The organism is Cellulomonas hominis (assembly GCF_901521055.1).
GTDB classification, from domain to species: Bacteria; Actinomycetota; Actinomycetes; order Actinomycetales; family Cellulomonadaceae; genus Cellulomonas; species Cellulomonas endometrii.
The window spans coordinates 77,105-96,237 of record NZ_CABEGA010000051.1 but is presented as its reverse complement, the minus strand read 5'-3'; the positions used below and the strand labels follow the sequence as shown (position 1 = coordinate 96,237).

The 19,133-nt window shown below is 73.4% G+C and carries 18 protein-coding genes; 4 read left to right on the top strand and 14 right to left on the bottom strand.

The window, feature by feature from the left end:
* Positions 1-78 precede the first annotated feature (78 nt).
* From KJP73_RS13900 to KJP73_RS13840, 13 genes are all read right to left on the bottom strand, one after another.
* A complete protein-coding gene (locus KJP73_RS13900) occupies positions 79-1,530 on the bottom strand; it encodes a hypothetical protein (protein ID WP_213283455.1) in 1,452 nt (483 codons plus the stop codon).
* A complete protein-coding gene (locus KJP73_RS13895; protein WP_249669390.1) occupies positions 1,530-2,582 on the bottom strand; it encodes a M15 family metallopeptidase in 1,053 nt (350 codons plus the stop codon). The genes KJP73_RS13900 and KJP73_RS13895 overlap by 1 nt, the downstream gene beginning before the upstream one ends.
* Positions 2,579-3,088 (bottom strand): hypothetical protein, encoded by a 510-nt coding sequence (locus KJP73_RS13890; RefSeq protein ID WP_213283454.1) that lies wholly within the window; start codon positions 3,086-3,088, stop codon positions 2,579-2,581. The genes KJP73_RS13895 and KJP73_RS13890 overlap by 4 nt, the downstream gene beginning before the upstream one ends.
* Positions 3,088-4,494, bottom strand: coding sequence for a hypothetical protein (locus KJP73_RS13885; RefSeq protein ID WP_213283453.1), 1,407 nt, complete (start codon positions 4,492-4,494; stop codon positions 3,088-3,090). The genes KJP73_RS13890 and KJP73_RS13885 overlap by 1 nt, the downstream gene beginning before the upstream one ends.
* Before the next feature lie 103 nt (positions 4,495-4,597).
* Positions 4,598-6,046, bottom strand: a complete 1,449-nt coding sequence (locus KJP73_RS13880; protein WP_213283452.1) for a hypothetical protein — start codon at positions 6,044-6,046, stop codon at positions 4,598-4,600.
* Positions 6,047-6,123: 77 nt separating this feature from the next.
* Positions 6,124-6,306 carry a hypothetical protein gene (locus KJP73_RS13875; RefSeq protein WP_213283451.1) on the bottom strand — a complete coding sequence of 61 codons (183 nt, stop codon included), beginning with the start codon at positions 6,304-6,306 and terminating at the stop codon, positions 6,124-6,126.
* 36 nt (positions 6,307-6,342) lie between these two features.
* The gene (locus KJP73_RS13870) at positions 6,343-8,409 is read right to left on the bottom strand and encodes a DUF11 domain-containing protein (RefSeq protein ID WP_213283450.1); all 2,067 of its coding nucleotides are present in this window, start codon (positions 8,407-8,409) and stop codon (positions 6,343-6,345) included.
* Between the two features lie 226 nt (positions 8,410-8,635).
* Entirely contained in the window at positions 8,636-10,894 is a 2,259-nt protein-coding gene (locus tag KJP73_RS13865) for a hypothetical protein (protein WP_213283449.1), read from the bottom strand.
* A 189-nt stretch (positions 10,895-11,083) separates the two neighbouring features.
* The gene (locus KJP73_RS13860; protein WP_213283448.1) at positions 11,084-12,118 is read right to left on the bottom strand and encodes a hypothetical protein; all 1,035 of its coding nucleotides are present in this window, start codon (positions 12,116-12,118) and stop codon (positions 11,084-11,086) included.
* Positions 12,118-13,032, bottom strand: a complete 915-nt coding sequence (locus tag KJP73_RS13855) for a tyrosine-type recombinase/integrase (protein WP_213283447.1) — start codon at positions 13,030-13,032, stop codon at positions 12,118-12,120. Before KJP73_RS13855 ends, KJP73_RS13860 begins: the two co-directional genes overlap by 1 nt.
* A gap of 295 nt (positions 13,033-13,327) precedes the next feature.
* Positions 13,328-13,522, bottom strand: coding sequence for a helix-turn-helix transcriptional regulator (locus KJP73_RS13850; protein WP_213283446.1), 195 nt, complete (start codon positions 13,520-13,522; stop codon positions 13,328-13,330).
* A 5-nt stretch (positions 13,523-13,527) separates the two neighbouring features.
* Positions 13,528-13,914, bottom strand: coding sequence for a hypothetical protein (locus tag KJP73_RS13845; RefSeq protein ID WP_213283445.1), 387 nt, complete (start codon positions 13,912-13,914; stop codon positions 13,528-13,530).
* A 489-nt stretch (positions 13,915-14,403) separates the two neighbouring features.
* On the bottom strand, positions 14,404-15,294 hold the full coding sequence (locus KJP73_RS13840) for a helix-turn-helix domain-containing protein (protein WP_213283444.1): 891 nt from the start codon (positions 15,292-15,294) through the stop codon (positions 14,404-14,406).
* Between the two features lie 175 nt (positions 15,295-15,469).
* Between KJP73_RS13840 and KJP73_RS13835 the strand changes: the two genes are divergently transcribed.
* On the top strand, positions 15,470-16,168 hold the full coding sequence (locus tag KJP73_RS13835) for an MFS transporter (protein WP_213283443.1): 699 nt from the start codon (positions 15,470-15,472) through the stop codon (positions 16,166-16,168).
* Between the two features lie 77 nt (positions 16,169-16,245).
* Positions 16,246-16,683, top strand: coding sequence for a hypothetical protein (locus KJP73_RS13830; protein ID WP_213283442.1), 438 nt, complete (start codon positions 16,246-16,248; stop codon positions 16,681-16,683).
* 159 nt (positions 16,684-16,842) lie between these two features.
* On the opposite strand, the gene KJP73_RS13825 is transcribed toward KJP73_RS13830, so the two are convergent.
* On the bottom strand, positions 16,843-17,310 hold the full coding sequence (locus KJP73_RS13825) for a hypothetical protein (RefSeq protein ID WP_213283441.1): 468 nt from the start codon (positions 17,308-17,310) through the stop codon (positions 16,843-16,845).
* A gap of 114 nt (positions 17,311-17,424) precedes the next feature.
* Between KJP73_RS13825 and KJP73_RS13820 the strand changes: the two genes are divergently transcribed.
* A complete protein-coding gene (locus KJP73_RS13820) occupies positions 17,425-18,321 on the top strand; it encodes a helix-turn-helix transcriptional regulator (protein ID WP_213283440.1) in 897 nt (298 codons plus the stop codon).
* 36 nt (positions 18,322-18,357) lie between these two features.
* Entirely contained in the window at positions 18,358-19,092 is a 735-nt protein-coding gene (locus KJP73_RS13815) for an SDR family oxidoreductase (RefSeq protein WP_213283439.1), read from the top strand.
* Positions 19,093-19,133: the final 41 nt, after the last annotated feature.

The window sequence follows — 19,133 nt, the reverse complement described above, 5'->3', positions numbered from 1 at the left end:
CGTCGGGTTCGACCTGGTCGAGGAGGTCCTGGTCGACCGGTGCGGCGGCCGGCGCCTGGTGGAACGGGTTGGTGGTGGTCACTGCTGCTCCTGTGCGGTGGGGACGCGCGGCAGCGCGTAGAGGTAGGTGGCGTCGACCTTGTGCGCGAGCACGTACGCCAGGTCCGCGGTGACGGCCACGAGCTCGCCGGTGTCCTGGTCGGGGGTCGCGTACTGCTCGAGCGGGACGGAGACCGTCGTCGTGTCGGCGAGCACCGCGGCGCGCTCGTGGGTGCCGTAGACCAGGTCGCCGGCCACCGCACGCGCCCGCAGCTCGCCGAGGTCGACCACCCGGGGGGTGCCGGTGAACGCGACGTACGCGCCGCCGACGACCAGGACGTCGGCGGTGGGGTCGCGGACCACGTCGTCCTGCTCGCTCACCGACCCCGACGCCAGGACGGTGGCCGTCGTGACCTGGTCGGTGGTCAGGTCGATCACGGCGACGACCTGGTCCTGCCCGGCCGGCCACACGCCGATGAGGTGGGTGTCGTCGCCGGCGATCAGCCGCTCCCACGGGCCGGTCGCGCCGGCCGGCGTCGGCAGGGTGTGGCGGACCGGCTCCCCGGCCGCGCCGATCAGCCACCAGGCGTCTTGCGAGGCAGCGACGACCCCCGCGGTGGTCGAGGCGACCGCCGTTGCCGCCACGGGCACGTCGCGACGGACCAGACCGCGCGGACCGAGGACCTCGACGGTCTGGTCGGGCAGCACGATCAGCGGCACCGACCCGGACACGTCGACCTCGCCGCGGGCACCGAACTCCAGCACGCTCGCCTCAGCGGGGGTGACGTCCAGCGGCCACAGCGACACGGCCTGCGACGTGGCGCCCATCAGCACGGGCCGGTCCTCGACCGTCCCCGCGCTGACGGTCCCGTACCAGGGGCCACCGGACCACACCCGCCGACCGGTGCTGTCCCAACCGACCAGAGACCCGCCCGTGTCGAGAGCGATGACCCCACCGTCAGGCAGGACGAGCGGGGTGCTGCGTGAGGTCACCGGCACCGACCACGCGGCCCGCTGAGCGAACCCCGCGGGTGCGTGCACCGGAAGGTTCGCGCCCGCGCCGGGCGGGGTGAACGCCTGCTCCGCCGTGGCGGCCGGCTCCCGGTCGCGGTTCTGCAGCACGAGCACGGCCCCGGCCCCGGCGCCGCTGGCCAGCAGGACACCGGTCACCACGCTCAGGGCCACCACGCGCCTGCGCCGGGTCTTGGTGCGGTCCGGCGGGGCGGTCACGTCGTAGGTGTCCCCGGCCGCGGTGACGACCATGTCGTAGGACCGCTCCGGGGTGACCGCCCGCACCCGCACGGCGTCAAGGCCCTGCGCCCTGGCCTGCTGTGCGACCAGCGCGACGCCGGTGGCGGTCACGGTCGCGTCGTCACCGGTGCTCGAGGCGACGTACTCGTCGTCGACGAGGACGGCGCCGCCGGCGGTGAGCGCAAGGCGCACCAGCGGGAACGTCGGGACCTTGGTGGGGTCGAACTTCGTGCCGTCCATCAGCTCTCGCTCCCGTTGAACTCCCAGTGCCACGCCTCGGGCTTCGCGCCGCCGGCCTGCGCCCACTCGGGCAGCACCCACCCGTAGGTGGGCGCGTTCTGGCGCATCCAGGTGTGCTGAGCCGTCCCGAACCGCTCGATGCCGCCCCCGAGGTCAAGGGCCAGGCCCCAGCCGTGGTTCGAGGTGCCGGGCGTGGCGGCGAGGTTGCCCTTGGACTTCTTGGTGCTGACCTGCTGGTCGAAGTCGCGGTAGGAGTCCGTGATCTGGATGCTGGTGCCGAACTGCGCCCGGTAGGCGTTGTTCAGCCCGGTCAGCGCCTGGCTGGCGTCGGCGCGCAGCAGCTGCCCGGGCGCCCACGGGACCGGTGCCAGCGCGCTGAGGGGAATGCGCCCGTTGGCGTGCCCACCCCAGCCGCCCGGTGCGTCGCCGCCGGCGCCCACCGGCACCTCGGGCTGGCACGTCGCCGAAGACCCGCCGGTCAACGCCTGCACGATCAGCACGGCGGAGTCCCAGTGCTTCGCGTAGTGGTTCGGGTCGGCGTTGCGCTGCACCCGGTGCGCCGCCAACGTCGGGGCCATGTCCGCCCACCCCTGCACGCCCTGCAGCCGGGTGTAGAACGTCGTGGCCGCGAACGTCGGGTCCATCACCTGCTCCCGGGTGCCGTACCCGCCCAGGCACCACTGCTGCTGGAACAGGCCGACCGAGCAGGTCGCCGACCCGTCCGGGTTCGTCACGCCGGCGGCCTCGTCGCCGTGGGCGACGTTGATCAACGAGGACTCACCGAACGCCGTCATCACGGCGATCTGCTGGGCGCGCACGTCCAGGCCGAGGGCGGCCGCCGCGTTCATCACCGCCGCGGCGTTGCTCAGCTGCGCGGACCGCACCTGCGGGTCACCGGACAGCCCGGGGGCCTCCACGTGCGCCGCGGTGCCGTCGAGGGCGATCGCTGCGGCGGTGGAGCCGGGGGCGCAGCCGTCGTCGCCGGCCACGAGGAGCAGGATCACCAGCACTGGCGCCAGCAGCACCGCCAGCAGCCCTCCGACGGCCTTCACGCGAGCTCCTGCGGGGCGGTGATCATCAGCACCAGCCAGGGGTGCTCGACGCTCTGGCGGACCATGTCCAGGCGGTAGACGCCGACGTCCGTGCCGACCGACACGACCAGGGACGTGGCGTCCGGCGCCGAGAGCACCTGCGCGTCGCCGGTCACCGCGGTGGCGGGCACCTTCCACGGGTCGGTGGTCTCGAACAGCCACTGCGCCTCGGGGGTCAGCAGCGGCGACAGGGCCGCCCACCACTGCTCGTAGGGCAGCGTCCGGGCGGTGAACGCCTGCATCGCGCGCACCGCCGCCGCGCCGCCATCGGCAGCGTCCTGCTGCACCATCACGTCCGGCCCGGGGACCGCGGCGGTGCTGGGTGCCGCGCTGCGTGCCGCGGCTGCGCTGCTGCTCGGCTCCGGCGCGGGTTCGGCGCCGGAGGCGCACGCCGCGCACAGCACGAGAGCGGCCAACGCCGCACCGCCCCATCGCACGGCACGGAGGCCGCTGCGGTCGGCGCGCATCAGCCCACCGCCACGTTCTTCGAGCCGGACGCGACCAGCTCGTCGGCGCTGACCGACCACGCGTACGTCCCGGCGGCCAGTCCGTCGACCCGGGCGGTGAACGTCCCGGATCCGGTCCCCATGTAGACGCTGCGCCCGGCGATGTTCAGGTAGACCGCCCCGGTGATGCCCTGGGTCGTGGCCGACGCCTGCGCCCACCCGGTGCCGGTCGAGATCGCGCCCGGCTTGATCTCCTTGTGCGTCGCCGCAGGCGGTGCGCCGCTCCCGGCCGTGCCACCGCTCTGCCCGGACGGGGCGGGCGTCGACGAGCCCTCCTGCGGGCCGGCGGCCCGCCCGCCGGCGGGCGCCTGCTGCGCTGCTGCAGCCCGCTCGGCAGCGGCGGCCTGCTCCGCTGCGGCCTGCTCCGCGGCGACGCGAGCGTCCTCCGCTGCCTGCCACTGCGTCTGGGAGTCGGCCACGGCCTGCATCGCGGCGGGGAGCTGACGGACCAGCGCCTCCCACGACGCCGGCGCCGCACCAGCCGCCAGCTGCGCCCCGGCCTGCTCAACCAGCACCGACAACGCCTCGCGCAGACCGACGTCGGCCTGCGCGGAGGCGGTCAGGACACCGCGGGCGGCTTCGACCGCCGCTTGGGCGCCGGCCACCTCTGCGGCCCGCTGCTGTGCGACGCGAGCGTTCGCGACGACGGTGCGCCGCTCGTCGAGCCACCGCCGCTCGTTGAGGTCCGCGGCCCACTGGGCCCGGGATGCGGCGTTCACGGCGAGCGGTGCGGGCGCGTCCCTGCTCAGCCACGCGGCACCTGAACCCGCAGCGACCACCGCCACGACAACGCCCGCGGCCGCGAAGCGCGGCCACCGTCGACGCGCGGCCACAGGCGCCGCGGCCACCGGGCCGAAGGCGGGCTCGTCCTCGTCGACGCCGGTCGTGCTGTCGGCGTCGTCAGGCACGGGTGCGACCGGGACCTCAGCGTCCCGGGCGGGGATCTCGGCGGCCGGCGCCTCCGCGGCGGGCTCCACCGGAAGACTCATGGCCGGTGCGGCGGGTTCGATGCGTGCCGGCGCAGGGGGCGCGGGAGGCGCAACTGCTGTGGCGGGTGTCTGCGGCGCGCGGCCGCTGGCATGAAGCACCCTCGGTGACGGGACGGCGGCGGTGATGGCGGACCCGACGTGCTCGACGCCGCCTTCCGGGCTCACCCGCAGCTGGAACGACCTGCTCGGTTCGTCGACAGTCGCGTACAGCGCACCGGTGCCGGCCTGCGCGACCAGGAGCGTCACAGCGTGCTTGCGCGCGGCGGCCAGGTCGCGGCTGTTCCACCGGTGGACGTCGCCCCCCGCGTGCAGCGCACCGGAACCGTGAGCGTCGAGCTCGACGGACACCGTGCTGGCGGGCGGCGGCTGCGTGCTCATCGCCTCGGTCCTCACGGGGTCCTCCAGAAGTTCGGGTCGGTCGGTGCGAGGGGCCGGCGGCGGGCCGCGCGAGGGGGGCGCGTGACCCGCCGCCGGCGGTCTGTCAGCCCACGCTCGGGTCGGTGGGGACACCGGTGTCGGCGGTCGCGCGGCGCCGCTTGATCGCGACGGCGGCGACGCCGCCCGCCACGAGGGCGCTGGCGGCGGCGAACGCGACCCCGACGGTCACGCCCGTGGTGGCGAGCTGCGACGGGCCGTTGTCGGCGGCGACCGGCTCCACAGCGACGGGAGTGCCGGCACCCTGGGCGGGACCGGCGACCGGGATCGTGCCCGGGGCGACCGGCGCGTCCTGCGCGAGGACGGTCCAGGTGACGGCGTGGGTCGTCGTGCGGCCCTCACCGTTGGTGGCCAGCGCCACCAGCGTGTGCTCACCGACGGACAGGTCGGCCATCTGCAGCGTCGTCCCGGTGAACGGCAGGTCGACCCCGTCCAGGGCGTAGGACCAGGTCACGTCCTGGTCCGTGGAGAACTCGAACGCGGCGCTGCGGTCCGTGGTCGACGCGGCCGGCCCGGACACCTGAGTGACCACCGGGGCGGTCACCGCCGGGTCGGTGGGCTCCGGGTCGGGGTTCGTCGGCTCGGTCGGCTCCGGGTCGGGGTCGACGGGGCCGGGGTTCGGGGTGATCGTCGCGCCCGACGGGCCGACCGGGACCATCAGCGACGTGCCGGTGGCCGGGACCGTGAGGATCCCGGTCAGGGCGGTGGGGTCGATCCCGCCGCCGAGCGGGACGAGGTCCTGGCTGCCGTACGCGTAGGGCTTGAACGTCACGTCGTACGTGCCGGGCACGACCCAGTAGGTCCGCACACCGGGGTCCATCGGCCCGAACGCGGACAGGGGCACCAGGCCGTCGCTGGGGCGGTCCTGGTTGCGCAGCTCGAGGGTGACGGCGTCCTCGGGCGAGCCCTCGCCGGCGTCGACGGCGCCATTGAGGTTCGTGTCGAGCCAGGCGTACATCTGCACCGGCGCCAGCGGCGTGGCCTCGGACGTGATCCGTGCGCTGATCGTGCGGGAGACGATCGAGCCGCCGGCCTTGGTCAGGTCGAACTCGACGACCGCGGTGCCGCCCGGCTCGGCGAGCACCCCGCGGGAGGTGTCCAGGGAGTAGACCCCGGTCTGCTTGAACCCGGCGGGGGCGGTCAGCTCGACCCGGTAGTGCCCGGCGGTCGCACCAGTCAGGTACATCTTCCCGCCGGCTTTGGCGTACGGGACGCTCAGGTCGCCGGTGGCGACCTGAGCCCCGTCCTTGGTGACGGTGAAGGTGATCGCGTCGTGCACGGCGTCCGGGACGCCGGCGAGCAGGAAGTCGGTGCTGGACAGCTCGAGCCACGTGCAGTCGTCCGAGGACGTGTCGAACTTCGCGGTCGGGCAGTTCGGGTCGAGGCTGATCGTGTCGGCGGCGATCTGGGTCTGCGCGGACGCCGCGGGCGCCAGCGCCAGGGCGCCCGTTCCGGCCATCATCAGACCCGCCACTGCGGCGCCGGTCGTCTTCATCGAAGGTCGCATCAGGTGTCGTGCTTTCTGTCGGTACTCGGCCCCGCACCAGCTGGTGCGGGGGTCGTGCGGGCGGGTCACAGCAGCGACTCGCCGATCGCGGTGGCCGGCTCGCGGCCACGGCGAACGTCTCGCTCCTCGGCCGCCGCCAGGACGAGCAGCGGGGCGAAGAACGCGAGCAGCAGGGGCATCACGAGCACCGCGCGGGTCCGGGCCGCGGTCGTCTCGGCTGCGTCGCGCAGCCGCCGTGAGATGGGCATGAGGGGCTTCTTCCTGGGAGGTCTGGGGACGCTGGTTCAGGCGTCGATCTGCGGCTGACCCGCGAGGGCCTGCCGGCGCCGACGGACGGCATGCACGACGACCGCACCGGCGGTCAGCAGCACGAGGACCGCGGCGACCACGGCCGTGATCCCGGCCGGGCCGGTGACGGCCAAGGGCGCCGGGTCGGCGGCTGCGGCGGGCAGCGCCGGCGTCGGGTCGGCGTCGACGACCTGCACGGGCTCCGGTGGGGCCGGGAGAGCGGGCGCGGGTGGGGTGGTGATGTCCTGGGTGACCGTCGCGGTGGCGTCCCAGCCGGTGACCTCGACGGTGTCGCGGATCGTCGGGACCGGTGCCGTGGCGTTCGTGTGCACCTGGTACTCGACCGTGGCCGCCCGCCCGGCGGGCAGGTCGCCCGTCCAGGTCAGGGTCTGGGCGTCGACGTCCAGGGCGGCCTGGCCGGTGGTGGTCGTGATGGTGTCGGGGTCGAAGTCGCCTGCCGGCAGGACTGCGGCCAGGTCGTCGACGACCTCGAGGCCGAGCAGGTCGACGCTGCCGGTGTTCTCCACCGTCCACGTGTGCGTGGTGGTGTCGCCGGCGGTCAGCGTCTCGACGTCAGCGGCCTTGGTGATGGCCACCGCCCCGTGCAGCTGCAGCACCGCGGAGACGGCGCGGTCGGTCGTGTGCGTCCAGTCCTGGATGTGCTTGCCGTCGCCCCAGGTCGTTGCGGCCTCGGTGATGACCGCGCCCTGCCCCCAGCCGTGCACGCCCCCGGTGGAGTCGATGCCGTCGCCGGCCAGGGCGGTGGGCTGCCCGCCGATGCACGGGGTCACGGTCCGGCCGGACCCGTCGCTGTAGAAGCAGCCCTCCATCGGGCGGTCGTCCCACCACAGCGCCCGCGACCCGGCCTGCGGGCCGTTCACGGCCTCGACCTCGATGCCGCCGTCGCGGTACTCCACGTCGTCGTGCACGAAGTAGATGTCCCCGGAGGTCACCAGCTCGGCCTGGAACCGCACCGCCTGGGACAGCGGCACCGGGACGCCCGTGGCGTCGGTGCCGTCCCACTCGATCCCGGTCACGCCGAGCGGGACCGCGCGGGTGAGCGTCACGTCGCGGGCGCCGGTGAACGCGCCGTCGTCGTCGACGTCGACGCGCACCTCGACCGTGCCGGCCTGACCTTCGAGGGTCACGGCCAGCTCCCCGCCCCAGGCGTTCCCGGGGGTGGTCTGCGACCAGGTCAGCGCGGGGATGCTCGGGCTGGTGTAGGTCGGCATGACCCAGGACTGCTGCCCGGTGAAGAACGCGGCGGTCGCCGGCATGGTGGTGTCCGGGGTCTCGAAGAACAGCCGGTAGCGGGTCACGTCGGGGCAGGTGGATCCGAACCGGACCAGCGGGTCCCCGGCGGTGGTGGAGTGCTGGATCGGCTGGCACGACAGGTCGGTCAGGCCGAGGCTGTCGGCGTGGCTGCGTGAGTGGATGCCGTTGAACCCGAACTGCGTGGCCCGGTAGGTCACCCCGGACGCGGACAGCAGGTAGTGCGTCTGGTCCCAGCGGGACACGCCCTTGGCGCGCATCCCGGCGTCGGACTGCAGGTACTCGTCGACCCACACCCGCCCGGTGTGCGCGGTGCCGTCGCTGTCGCGCGGGACGATCTGCCAAGCCTCGCTCGTCAGGTACTGGCCCCACGCCCACGGGGCGCCGGCCTCGTTCGTGGCGGTCAGCCGCACCCGCCATACCCCGGCGTCCTGCGCGGGGTCTTGGAACGAGTCAGCCACGATCGCGCCGGCCTCGGGGTCCCACTGCACGTCGCTGGCCTGCTCCTGGCCGGACGGGGAGGTCGCGACCAGGCCGACCGTCCCGGGCTGCTCGGTCACGATCGCGTGCGGCTCGCCGTTCGTCGCGGCGTTCGGCGAGATCTCGACCCGTACGTCGACGCGGCCGCCGGCCTCGACGTACACCGACCACTCCTGGCCCACGTGAGTGGGGCCCGCGGTCGCGCCGCTGGACTCCTCGGCGCCCGGTTCGGCGGCGACCGCGGACGCGCCGGTCGCGGCCATCGCCACGAGCGCGGCTGCCAGGACCGTTGCTGCTGTGCGGGTCCGCACGGCGGTACTGCTGGTTCCGCGACCCTCGCGGGGGGTACGTCGCTGCGCGTCCATGACGCTCCTTCGAAGATGAGGGAAGAGCTGGCGCCGGTGGGTGGTGGGTGTAGGGCTCAGCCACCGGCGAGGTCCGTTGACGGGCCGGCCCCTACCTGCCGGGGCCCGTCGGACCGTGGGAGCCGCGGCGGGGGTGCCGGTTCCGGCCTGGCCGCACCCCCGCCACCGCCGCTCAGGGCAGGTCGGTGCCTGCCTGCGCTGCCACGGCCTGCGCGAGGCGCCGTCGGTACAGCACGACGCCGACGCCTGCGGCGACCAGCGCCGCGGCCGCGGCCGCCATCGCGGTGGCCTGCGAACCGGTCACGGCAAGGGCGCCGTCGGTGTCGGCCAGAGCGGCGGCCGCGTCCTCGTCGCCGGCCAGTGGTGCGGCCGGCTCCGGCGCCGGGGTGACGTGCAGGGTCTCCTCGGCCTCGCCGCACTCCCCGCGGTCGATGACCTGACCGTCGACGTTCCGGACGGTCTCGACGTACCCGTAGCTGCCCGCGTTCACGGGGTCCAGAACCGTGGGGGTCGACTCGTACTCACCGGGTCCGTCCAGCGGGATCGCCTCGGAGTGGTCCACCAGGTTCTCCGGCGTGCAGACGGGGTCCTCACCGGTCCAGTGGTGCAGGTCGTACTCGATGGTCGAGTCCTCGGGCACCGTGCCCGTCACGATGCCGGTGTCGCCCAGGGTGGCCGTGCCGCCCTCGACGAGCTCGACGTCGGAGTGCGCCTTCGTGGTCACGCCCAGCGGCACGGGCAGGGTGGCGTACTGCTCGGCCGGGTCCGTCACCGAGGACGTGAACGGCGCGACCCGGTCGTCGCCGGCCCACACGACCCGGGCCGCGTACGTGCCCACGACGTCGTTGCCGGCCTCGTCCTTCTTCACCACGTACTTCGTGGACCCGACGGTCGGCTCGAACCCGTTCTCGGCGTCGAGCTTGACCGTGCCGACGAGCTCGGCCTGGTCGATGTTCTCGTCGAGAACCTCGACGTCCTGCGGGAAGAACCACAGCTCGTGCGCCATGTCCTTGACGTCGGCGGCGAAGCCCGCGGCTCCGTCGAACTCGGTGTGGTCCTCGGGGAACCCGTCGGTCCACACGTCGTCGACCAGGTACGTGCCCGACTTCGTCTCCCGCACCGTCAGCGTGGAGTCGAAGTCGACGGTGTCGTGACGCACCGACGTGGTCTCCTCGGCGATTCCGTACGCGTCGGACCAGTCACCGCGGATGTACGGCTGGAGGTTCGCAGGCTGGTTCGCCTTCACCTCACGCCACACCCACGTGACGAACTGCCCCTGCGGCAGCGCCGGGGCCGTCACCGTGTACTCGCCCGGGCCGTCCGCGATGAACGACGCCGTGCCGACCACGGGCGCGTCCGCCGGGACGTCAGCGGCCTGCGCGGCCGGCTGCAGGCCCGTGGCGTACGCCGTGCCCTCGAACAGCACGTCCACCGGGTCCCCGCCCAGCACGACCCACGGGTCGTCCTTGGCCGACACCGTCAGGGTGTCCGACAGCTCCTCGCCCGCCTCGACGACCTTCGCGTCACCGACGTTCGACGTCGCCACCGGCTGGAAGTCGAAGACCACGTCGAACGCCGGGCCCGGTGCGGTGATCTCCTCGGGGTCCGACGGGCTGCGGTACCCGTAGGACAGCGTGTCCTGCACCTGTCCGGCGGCGGAGAACTTCGTCAGTGTGGTCCGGGCGGGCGCCTTGATGGTGCGCGTCCAGTTCACCGTGCCGTTGCCGTTTGCGGCCCAGCGCAGCGAGATCGGGCCACCCTCGGTCTGTCCCGTCCAGACGTTCGTCTCGCCAGGGTCGGGGCGGCCGTTGCCGTTCGTGTCGAACACCGCAGGGCCGTCCAGGGTGACGGTCATCTCCTTGCCGGGGATCCAGGCGCCGGCATCCGACTGCATGCCTAGGTTGTTCACCTGACCAGTCCGCTCGCCGGCCCCGACCGCGGCCGCGTTGCCCGCTCCGTAGGGACCGGCCTGGCTGGCGGCTTCCCCGAGATAGGCCGCGGCCTTGTCCTTGATCGACTGCGGGGTGTTCGCCTCGAGCGCGGCCCTGCGTGCTGTGTCCGACACCGTGGCGGTGCCGGTGTCGTGGCGGGAGTGCATCAGGTACGCGATCGCCGCCGCGGACAGCCCCGATCCGTCGGACCTGGCCTCGCCCTCCTTGGCCTGCACGATCCACGCGAGCTGAGGGTCGGACACGTAGTCGATCGCGACTGCAGGGGCGCCGTCGGGCGCGTCGGGGCCGATGGTGATGCACCAGGACAGCCACCCGGTGACCTCGGCGTCTGCGGTCCCGACCACCGGTCCCAGCCACGTCGTGCCGTAGGACGTGACACCGCTGATCTCGATGCCGTGACCGGTGCGGCCCATCGCCGCGAACGCCGGACCTGCGGCTCCCGCAGCCAGCGCGCACACCACCGCGGTCGTCGTCGCCACAGTCAGCGTCGCGCGCCGCCCCTGAGCATGGAAAACTCTTACTGCTCGCATGACAAAACCTCTCCGGGGCCTTGGCCCCGACTGGTGATCTGGAGTGATCTCGTGCGAGAAGAGGGCCCGGCGTTCCCGCGCCGGGTCCTCGCCTTATGGCGAGGGGTCCCTCGTCCCGCGGACCTCATCTGCTTTCCATCAGCACTCCCAAGAACCGCCCGACGTGTCGCCGGAGTGGCAGAGGTCAGGGCCGGAACTGGTGTCCGACCAGTGCGACCCGTCGCCTCCCGCCGGTGCGGCCGGGCTCGGGCTGCCGGCCCCGGTGCCTGCGCCAGAGCTGCCGGCACCACCGCCGCCTCGCGGTGCAGAACTGCCACCGCTCGTCGCAGTGGGCGTCTTCTTCCGGCCGGAGCTCGCTGCCGCCGCGGCAGCGGCGTGCTCGGCGGCAACCCGGTCCTGCTCGGCCTGCCACGCGGCCTGCGCGTCGACGACGGCCTGCTGAGCGGCGGCTAGCGCGGCGACGTGTTCGCGAGTCGTGACGGCAGCGGCGGTGAGGGCTGCCGTGTCCTCGGCGTCCGCGGCGGTGTCCCGAACGGGGCCGGCAGCGTCGATCGCTGCGCTCAGCGCCAAGCGCGAGGCGTCGTCGAGCACGTGACCCTCGGACGCGGTCAGGAGCGCCGCTGCGGCGTCGACCGCCGCTACCAGCTCGCCGTGCGCGGCGTCGTGGTCGGTGCGGGCTTGATCAAGGAGCCACGCGTCGTGCGACGCGAGCACCGCAGCGGCTGCCGCCTGCCGGTCGGCGGTCTGGCTGCGCGTCGTAACGGTGATGCGACGTAGGTCCCGGGCGCCTCCGTCCAGGTCCTCCGTGGACCAGGAACGCCACGGCGCGTCCGCGCCCGACTCGGGCACGCGCGGGAGGTCAGAGACGGCGCCGACCGCCGTGGCGAGGGCCGTGAACGTCTCGGGGTCCGTGACCTGGTCCGCGGGCACCAGCGCGGCGGCGTTCACGTCGGCGACCCCGTCCGCATCTTCGAGCGCGTCACGCAGATCGGCCACCGCCGCGGCGTAGGCGTCCACTGCGTGCGCATGAGCACGCGCGCGTGTCGAAGCAGTCACCGCCACGGCGCAGACTGCGAGAGCGACGATGAGACCGCTGCTGATCCATAGCCTGCGACGGCGAGCATGGATACTGACGCGCTGGTCGCGCGGTGGGTGATTCTCGTCGAGGCTCATCAGCCCTCCAGGTCTGACGTTGCGCGGGCGTTGCTGGGGTCGAGCAGGGCGGGGATCCCACCGGGAGGACCAGGCAGCGACTCGACCGCCGCTCGCCGCCGGTGCGGGCTGACCTGTGTGTAGATCGCGGTCGTGGCAAGGGAGCGGTGGCGCATCAGCTCCTGCACGACCCGGACGTCATGGCCCTCCTCCAGGAGCGTGCTCGCGAACCAATGCCGGAGCTGGTGTGCGGTGGCGACGGCGCCTGCGCGCGCGAACGCCGCCGAGATCACCGTCGAGACCGAGTTCGGGTGCACCGGGCGACCCTGGCGGACGGGAGAGGGAAACCACACCCCCCGAGCCGGCCGCAGTGCGGCGGCGGCGGCCACCCAGGGGTGCACGGGCAAGTAGTCCTCCCTGGCGCCCTTGCCCACCACGCGGAGCTGGCCCGGCACAATCCGGAAGTCCTCTCCGCGAACCTTGGCGATCTCGTGCACGCGGAACCCCTCGAACGCACCAAGCAGGACCTTGTCGCGCGTGTCCGGGTGCTGCCCGGGCGCCGTCAGCACGGCGTAGAGCGCCGTGGTGTCAGCCGGCCGCGGCAGGCCCGGCACCGTGCGAGGTCGCGGGACCCGCAACATGGGGTCGTCGTCCCGCACTCCGGCGCGCACGAGATGGCGCGACCAAGCCACGAGAGCCTGGTAGTACGAGGCGCGAGACGTAGGCAGTTCGACGGCCTGCAGCCAGACCCTGATCAGGTCGGAGGTCAAGCGCGTCGGGGACGCGTCCATGTCCCGGGAGATCGCGCGCACGATCCTCGTGCGTTCGGTGATCGTCCGGGACGAGAGGGCAGCGACTTCCATGTGCTGCACCCAGTCGGCAAGGATCTCGGCGGCGTTGTCGCGCGGCGAGACGGAGGTGTCGAGGCAGTTCACTGGCACCTACGCGACGATTGCATCGCACTGGCACTCAGCGAGGCGACGCCGTGGGAAATGGGTGCTCACAGACCGGCAGCCTCGGCGAAATCGGGTGCTGGTGAGTGGTGGCCGACGCCCAGCGTGAGGATCCGTGCATCCCCAGACTTCGGATCAGAAGGTTGGGGGTTCGAGTCCCTCCGGGCGCACAGCGCACAACCCCCGTCCGGGTCACCCTGGGCGGGGGTTTCTGCATGCCCCGTCTGGACGCAGGTGACCGAGCCGGAGCTCGCCCGGGCTAGCACCCGTCTGATCGTCAGCGATCGCCGGAGAAGATGTCCTCGATGGACTGCTCGAACAGCGCGGCGATGCGGAACGCGAGGGGCAGGCTGGGGTCGAAACGGCCCGTCTCGATCGACACGATCGTCTGCCGGGACACTCCGAGTTCTTGAGCCAGTCGCGCCTGTGACCACTGCCTCTCGGCGCGCAGGGCGGGCAGGATGTTGTCCATCAGGATCAGGATGCCCGGCGTCGCACCACGACCAGCCGCACGAGCGCGTCGACGATCGCCAGGACGACCACACCGAACAGCACCGTGCGTCCATCCAGGTCGGTGCCGCCGATCGACGTGACGGTCAGCCCGAGACCGGTGGCGGCGAGCACGTCGTGGAATGCGCCACTCGTTGCCTCGCGGTACCACCGCGTCTCGATGTTGTCCTCCGGGTGCCGGTCATGCTGAACAGTGTGGCCGGCGACGAACAGCGTCCACGCCAAGGAGAACACCACCGGTGCGCACAACAGCGCGAACACGAAGGCGGCCCGCCAGAAGCCGTCCTCGTCGGCTCGCACCCAGCCAGCAACCGCCCCGATCGCCGCCGTGAGAGCCGTCGCGGTCGCTGCCATCAGCACGTACGCCCGAGCAGGCGCCCGAGTCTGCCCTGTGTCAAGCGTGCTTGTCATGCGCTCAGACTTCCTCGCGCCCGCACCGGATGTCAAGCGTACTTGTCATCGCGTGGTCCGGCCTGGCTCGACCAGGAGGAACCGACAACGGCGCACGCTTGACACAAGCGTTCTCGGACGCCTGATCGCGGTCGAGCACGCGTCAGCCACGGGGGCCCAGGCGACAGGTGTGATTCGTTGAGCCGGGTCAACCCCGTGCCAGTCGTGGTCCGGCCCCCGCGCAGACCGGCGCTACCGCCGGCGCGTCCGGCGGCGCCTGACCGGGACGACCAACACCGCCCCGGCCGCCAGGGCCACGACGACGGCCACTGCGACGATGGCGGGTATGGCGTGCGCCTGGCGAGTACGCCGCTGGTCGCGGTCACCTGAGCCCACGCCGAGCGGGTCGGGACGGCGACGGATACCCCGGAGGGACCCCCAAAAAAGGAGACGTCAGCGCCGCTGCGACCCGGTCGCCGGCAGCGAGCCGTCGTACGCGTCGTCCGTGGCGGACCAGCTGGCGAGCAGGTCGAGCGCCTGCTGGGACGGCGAGCCGGGCTCCGCGCCGAAGACGAACATGGCGAGACCAGGGTCGGCGGGCAGCTCGAGGCCCTCGAAGAACAGGTCGAGGTCGCCGACGACCGGGTGGTGCAGACGCTTGGTGCCGGTGCGGTGCAGCCGGACGTCGTGCGTGGCCCACCGCTCGCGGAACTCCTCGCTGCGGGTGCTGAGGTCGCCGATCAGGTCGGTCAGCGCCTTGTCGTAGGGGTCGCGGCCGGCGGCGGCGCGCAGCACCGCGACGATCTCGCGTCCGGTGCCCTCCCAGTCCCGGTAGAAGTCGGCGGCGCGGGGGTTCAGGAACCGGAACCGGGCGGCGTTCACGGGACGGACGGGGTCGTCGAACAGCGGCGCGTTCAGCGCCCGCCCGAGCCGGTTGGTCGCCAGGATGTCGCCCCGACCGTTGCTGACCCAAGCGGGCGCGAGCTGGCTGTCGAGGACGTGCTGGAGCGCCGACCGCACACGCTGCGGGGGCGTGGCGCGGCGTCGCAGCGTCGCGCCGTCGCCGGCCACGCGCGCCAGGTCGAGCAGGTGGGCGCGCTCGGACGGGTCCATCTGCAACGCGCGGGCGAGCCCGTGCAGCACGCTCTCGGAGACCCCGCGCAGGCTCCCGCGCTCGATCTGCGTGTAGTACTCCACGGAGACCCCGGCCAGCATGGCAACCTCGTCGCGGCGCAGGCCCGGGACGCGACGGGCGCGTCCGTACTGCGGCAGACCGACGTCGTCGGGCGTGATGCGCCCACGACGGGAGACGAGGAAGTCGCGCACCTCGCTGCGGTTGTCCATGCCGCCACGCTACGAGTCGCCCGCCGACGCAGGCAGTGGCTACGAGAACCCCCTTCGGTCGGCGACTGGTGGTCGTGCGAGGGACTGCCGTGTCCGGTACTGGCAGACACTCCCTCGGACGTCACCCGCCTGGTTCGCTGACGCGGCCAGGTCGTCGACAGCCAGGAGCACGTGCGTGAGCAAGCAGGACCGGTCCGTCATTCGTCGACTGGAGGGCACACCGGCGTTCGGGGCGGCGACCGCGGCCCTGGCGATGGTGTTCCTCGCCTCGGGCACGCCCGTCCCGCTGTACAACACCTACCGCGTCGCTGACGGCATCACCGACGGCGGCCTCGCGATCACCACCGTGTGCTATCTCGCGGTCACGGCGCTGTCGCTGCTGCTGCTGGGGCGACTCTCCGACCACGTGGGTCGACGTCCGGTCGCCGCGGCCGCTGTCGTCCTGGCCGCGGCGGGCTGCCTCGTTCTGATGCACGTCGACCGGCTGGAAATCCTGCTGGGCGGGCGGATGCTGCAGGGGCTGGCCTGCGGGGTCGCGTCCAGCGCGCTCGGGTCTTTCGTCGTGGACACCGCTCCCGCCCGGCCTGGAGGGCTGGCGGCGATCGTCACCAGCAACACCCCGCCGTTCGCCATCTCGGTCGGCGCGCTGCTGTCCGGCGCCCTGGTCCAGGTGGCTCCTGCTCCGCGCGTCCTGACGTACGCGGTCGTGTGCGTCGGCCTGGCGGTGTGCCTGGTGCTCGTGCTGCTGTCCCGGGAGCCGGGTACGCGGGCGCCCGGCGCGCTCGCCTCGCTCGTGCCGCACGTCTCCGTCCCGGCCGGTGCCGGTGCGCGCTGTTCACGGCCGGCGCGGCCCTGGTCGCGACGTGGTCGCTGAGCGGCTTCTACCAGGCGTTCTCGCCGGCGGTCACGGCGGACCACCTCGGCACGACGAACACCGTCGTCATCGCGGTCGTGTTCTCCTCCGTGGTGATCCTGGGCCCGGTCGGTGGGACGCTGACGCGCCGCCTGCCCGAGCGCACCGCGATGACCGTGGGGCTCGTGCTGTTCTGCGTGGCGGCGGCCGGTGCCGTGCTCTCGCTGCACGCCGGGGCGATCCTGCCGTTCCTGCTCGCCTCGTACCTCGCGGGCCTCGCGCAGGGCGCCGCCAACTCGGCGGGGATGCGGGCGGTCCTCGGCCGGACCGGTGCGGGCGACCACGCCGGGGTCCTGGCGACGGTCTTCCTCGTCTCCTACGCCGGCGCGGCCGGCCCGGGTCTGGCCGCCGGCCGGCTGACGTCCGTGCTCAGCGTCGATCAGATCGCCGACGGCTACCTGCTGCTCGTGCTCGTCGCCTCGGTGGTCGCGCTCACCACCGCACGCCGGTCGCTGCCACTGCGAGGGCTGCGATGAGCTCGGCAGGACGGGCCGGCACCGCGGTGGTCGTGGGCGGCTCGCGCTCGGGCCTGATGGCCGCGCTCGGGCTGGCGAGGCTGGGGCAGGACGCCGACAGCGCCTAGGCCAGGGCGACGACGGGCACGACGTCCCGGGCCGCCTACGAGCGCGAGCGCGTCAGCGCGCCGCCTGCTCCCGGATCTGCTCCAGGGCGTCGTTGAACCCGAGCGTCGTCCCGCTCGACCCGGCCAGGTAGTCCAGCTCGATCTCGTCCAGGGGGCGGCCCACGACGACGTCGACGACCGCCTCCGCGAACCGCTCCTGCAGGTCGAGCGACGTCTCGTTCGTGGCTGTCGGAGTGACCTCGACGTCGGTGACCACGTCGTCGCGCAGGGTCACGTCCACGACGATGTGCGAAGGCAGACCGCCGTACCACCCCGTCGCCGTGTACTCACCGTCGCGGTACCGGTCCTGGTCGGGCACCGGTGCGGCCGCCCCCTGCTGCGCGGCGGTCGTAGCGGTCGTCGGCGCGTCGGCCCGGTCCCGGTCGGCCGGCCCGCACCCGCCGAGACCCACGACGCCGACCACGCCTGCGGCGGTCAGCCCGGTCGCCTGCCACGGGGATCGTCTCGTCGTCTGTCGCATCCTCCGACGCTACGGACGCGACGTGCGGCGAGGCAGGGCCTGGCAGTACCCGGCTGGGAGACCGGTACTGCCAGCCCCTGCCTGCCGTCCGCATCGCGACGTAGCGTGCCGGTCATGGACACCAGGGAGCAGGTGCGCGAGTTCCTCACCACCCGCCGCGCACGGCTGACGCCCGAGCAGGCAGGACTCCCGGCGTGGGGCGGGCACCGCCGCGTCACCGGGTTGCGCCGCGAGGAGGTCGCGATGCTCGCGGGGGTCAGCGTGGACTACTACACCCGCCTCGAGCGCGGGAACCTCACGGGTACGTCCGAGCAGGTGCTGTCAGCGCTCGCCGACGCCCTGCAGCTCGACGAGGCCGAGCGGCTGCACCTGACAGACCTCGCGCGTGCGGCCAACGCCGGACCGTCGCGGCGCGCGGCACGGGGTGCGCGGCCGCCGCGTGGCACCGTCCGCCGGGAGGTGCAGTGGATGCTCGACTCGATGCAGGGCGTCCCGGCCATGGTGCGCAACGACCGCCGTGACATCGTGGCGACGAACTCCCTGGGCCGGGCGCTCTACAGCGAGCTCTACCGCGACCCCGCGCGCCCGGTGAACCTGGCCCGCTTCACGTTCCTCGACCCGCGCGCGCGGGACTTCTTCGTGGACTGGGACCGCGCCGCGACCGACCTGGCCGCCAGCCTGCGGACCGCCGCGGGCCGCACGCCGGACGACCGCGTCCTGAGCAGCCTGATCGGTGAGCTGACGACCCGCAGCCCCGAGTTCTCCCGCATGTGGGCGGCGCACGACGTCCGGCTGCACCGCAGCGGCGCCAAGCGCATGCGGCACCCCGTGGTCGGTGACCTGACCCTGACGTACGAGTCCATGGACCTCCCCGGTGACCCCGGGCACTCGCTGATCGTCTACACCGCCGAACCCGCGAGCCCCTCGGCGGCCCACCTCCTCCTGCTGGCGACCTGGGCCGAGCAGACCGCCGCCGCCGCGCAGCAGGACCGCGCCGCCGCGCGGTCCTGACGGCCGCGCACGCACCTGACGAAAGGGCACCTCACCATGACGCAGTCCGCCACCCACGACCGCGTCGCCGTCATCACCGGAGGCTCCTCCGGCATCGGCGCTGCTACCGCCCGCGCCTTGGCCGCCGCCGGCTACCGGGTCGCGCTCCTGGCCCGCCGCGTCGACCGCATCGAGGCGCTGGCCGCCGAGATCGGCGACCGGGCACTGCCGATCCAGGCCGACGTCACCGACCGCGACGCCCTCGTCACGGCGGCCGAGCGCGTGCGCACGGAGCTCGGCGGCGCGGACGTGCTCGTCAACAACGCCGGCACGATGCTTCTGGGCCCGTTCGGCCCCGACCAGCGCGACGACTACCGCGCCATGGTCGAGGTGAACCTGCTGGGCGCGATCACCGCGACCGAGGTCTTCCTCGACCAGCTCACCGACGGCGCCGGCGACCTGATCAACATCTCGTCCGTCGCCGGGCGCACCGCCCGCTCCGGCAACGCCGTGTACGCCGCGACCAAGTGGGGCATGAACGGCTGGTCGGAGTCCCTGCGCCAGCAGCTGCTCCCGGACGTGCGGGTCACCCTGATCGAACCCGGTGTCGTGGACACCGAGCTGCCGACGCACATCACGCACGAGGCGACACGCGAGGCCGTGCAGCAGGGGTACGACATCGCCACGGTGACCCCCGAGGACATCGCCGAGGTCATCGCGTTCGTCCTCGCGCGGCCCCGCCACCTCGCGATCAACGAGGTGGTGCTGCGTCCCGCCGACCAGCTCGGCTGACGTCTACGGCCGATCGGCACCCAGGTCGCGCGCGCCGGCGT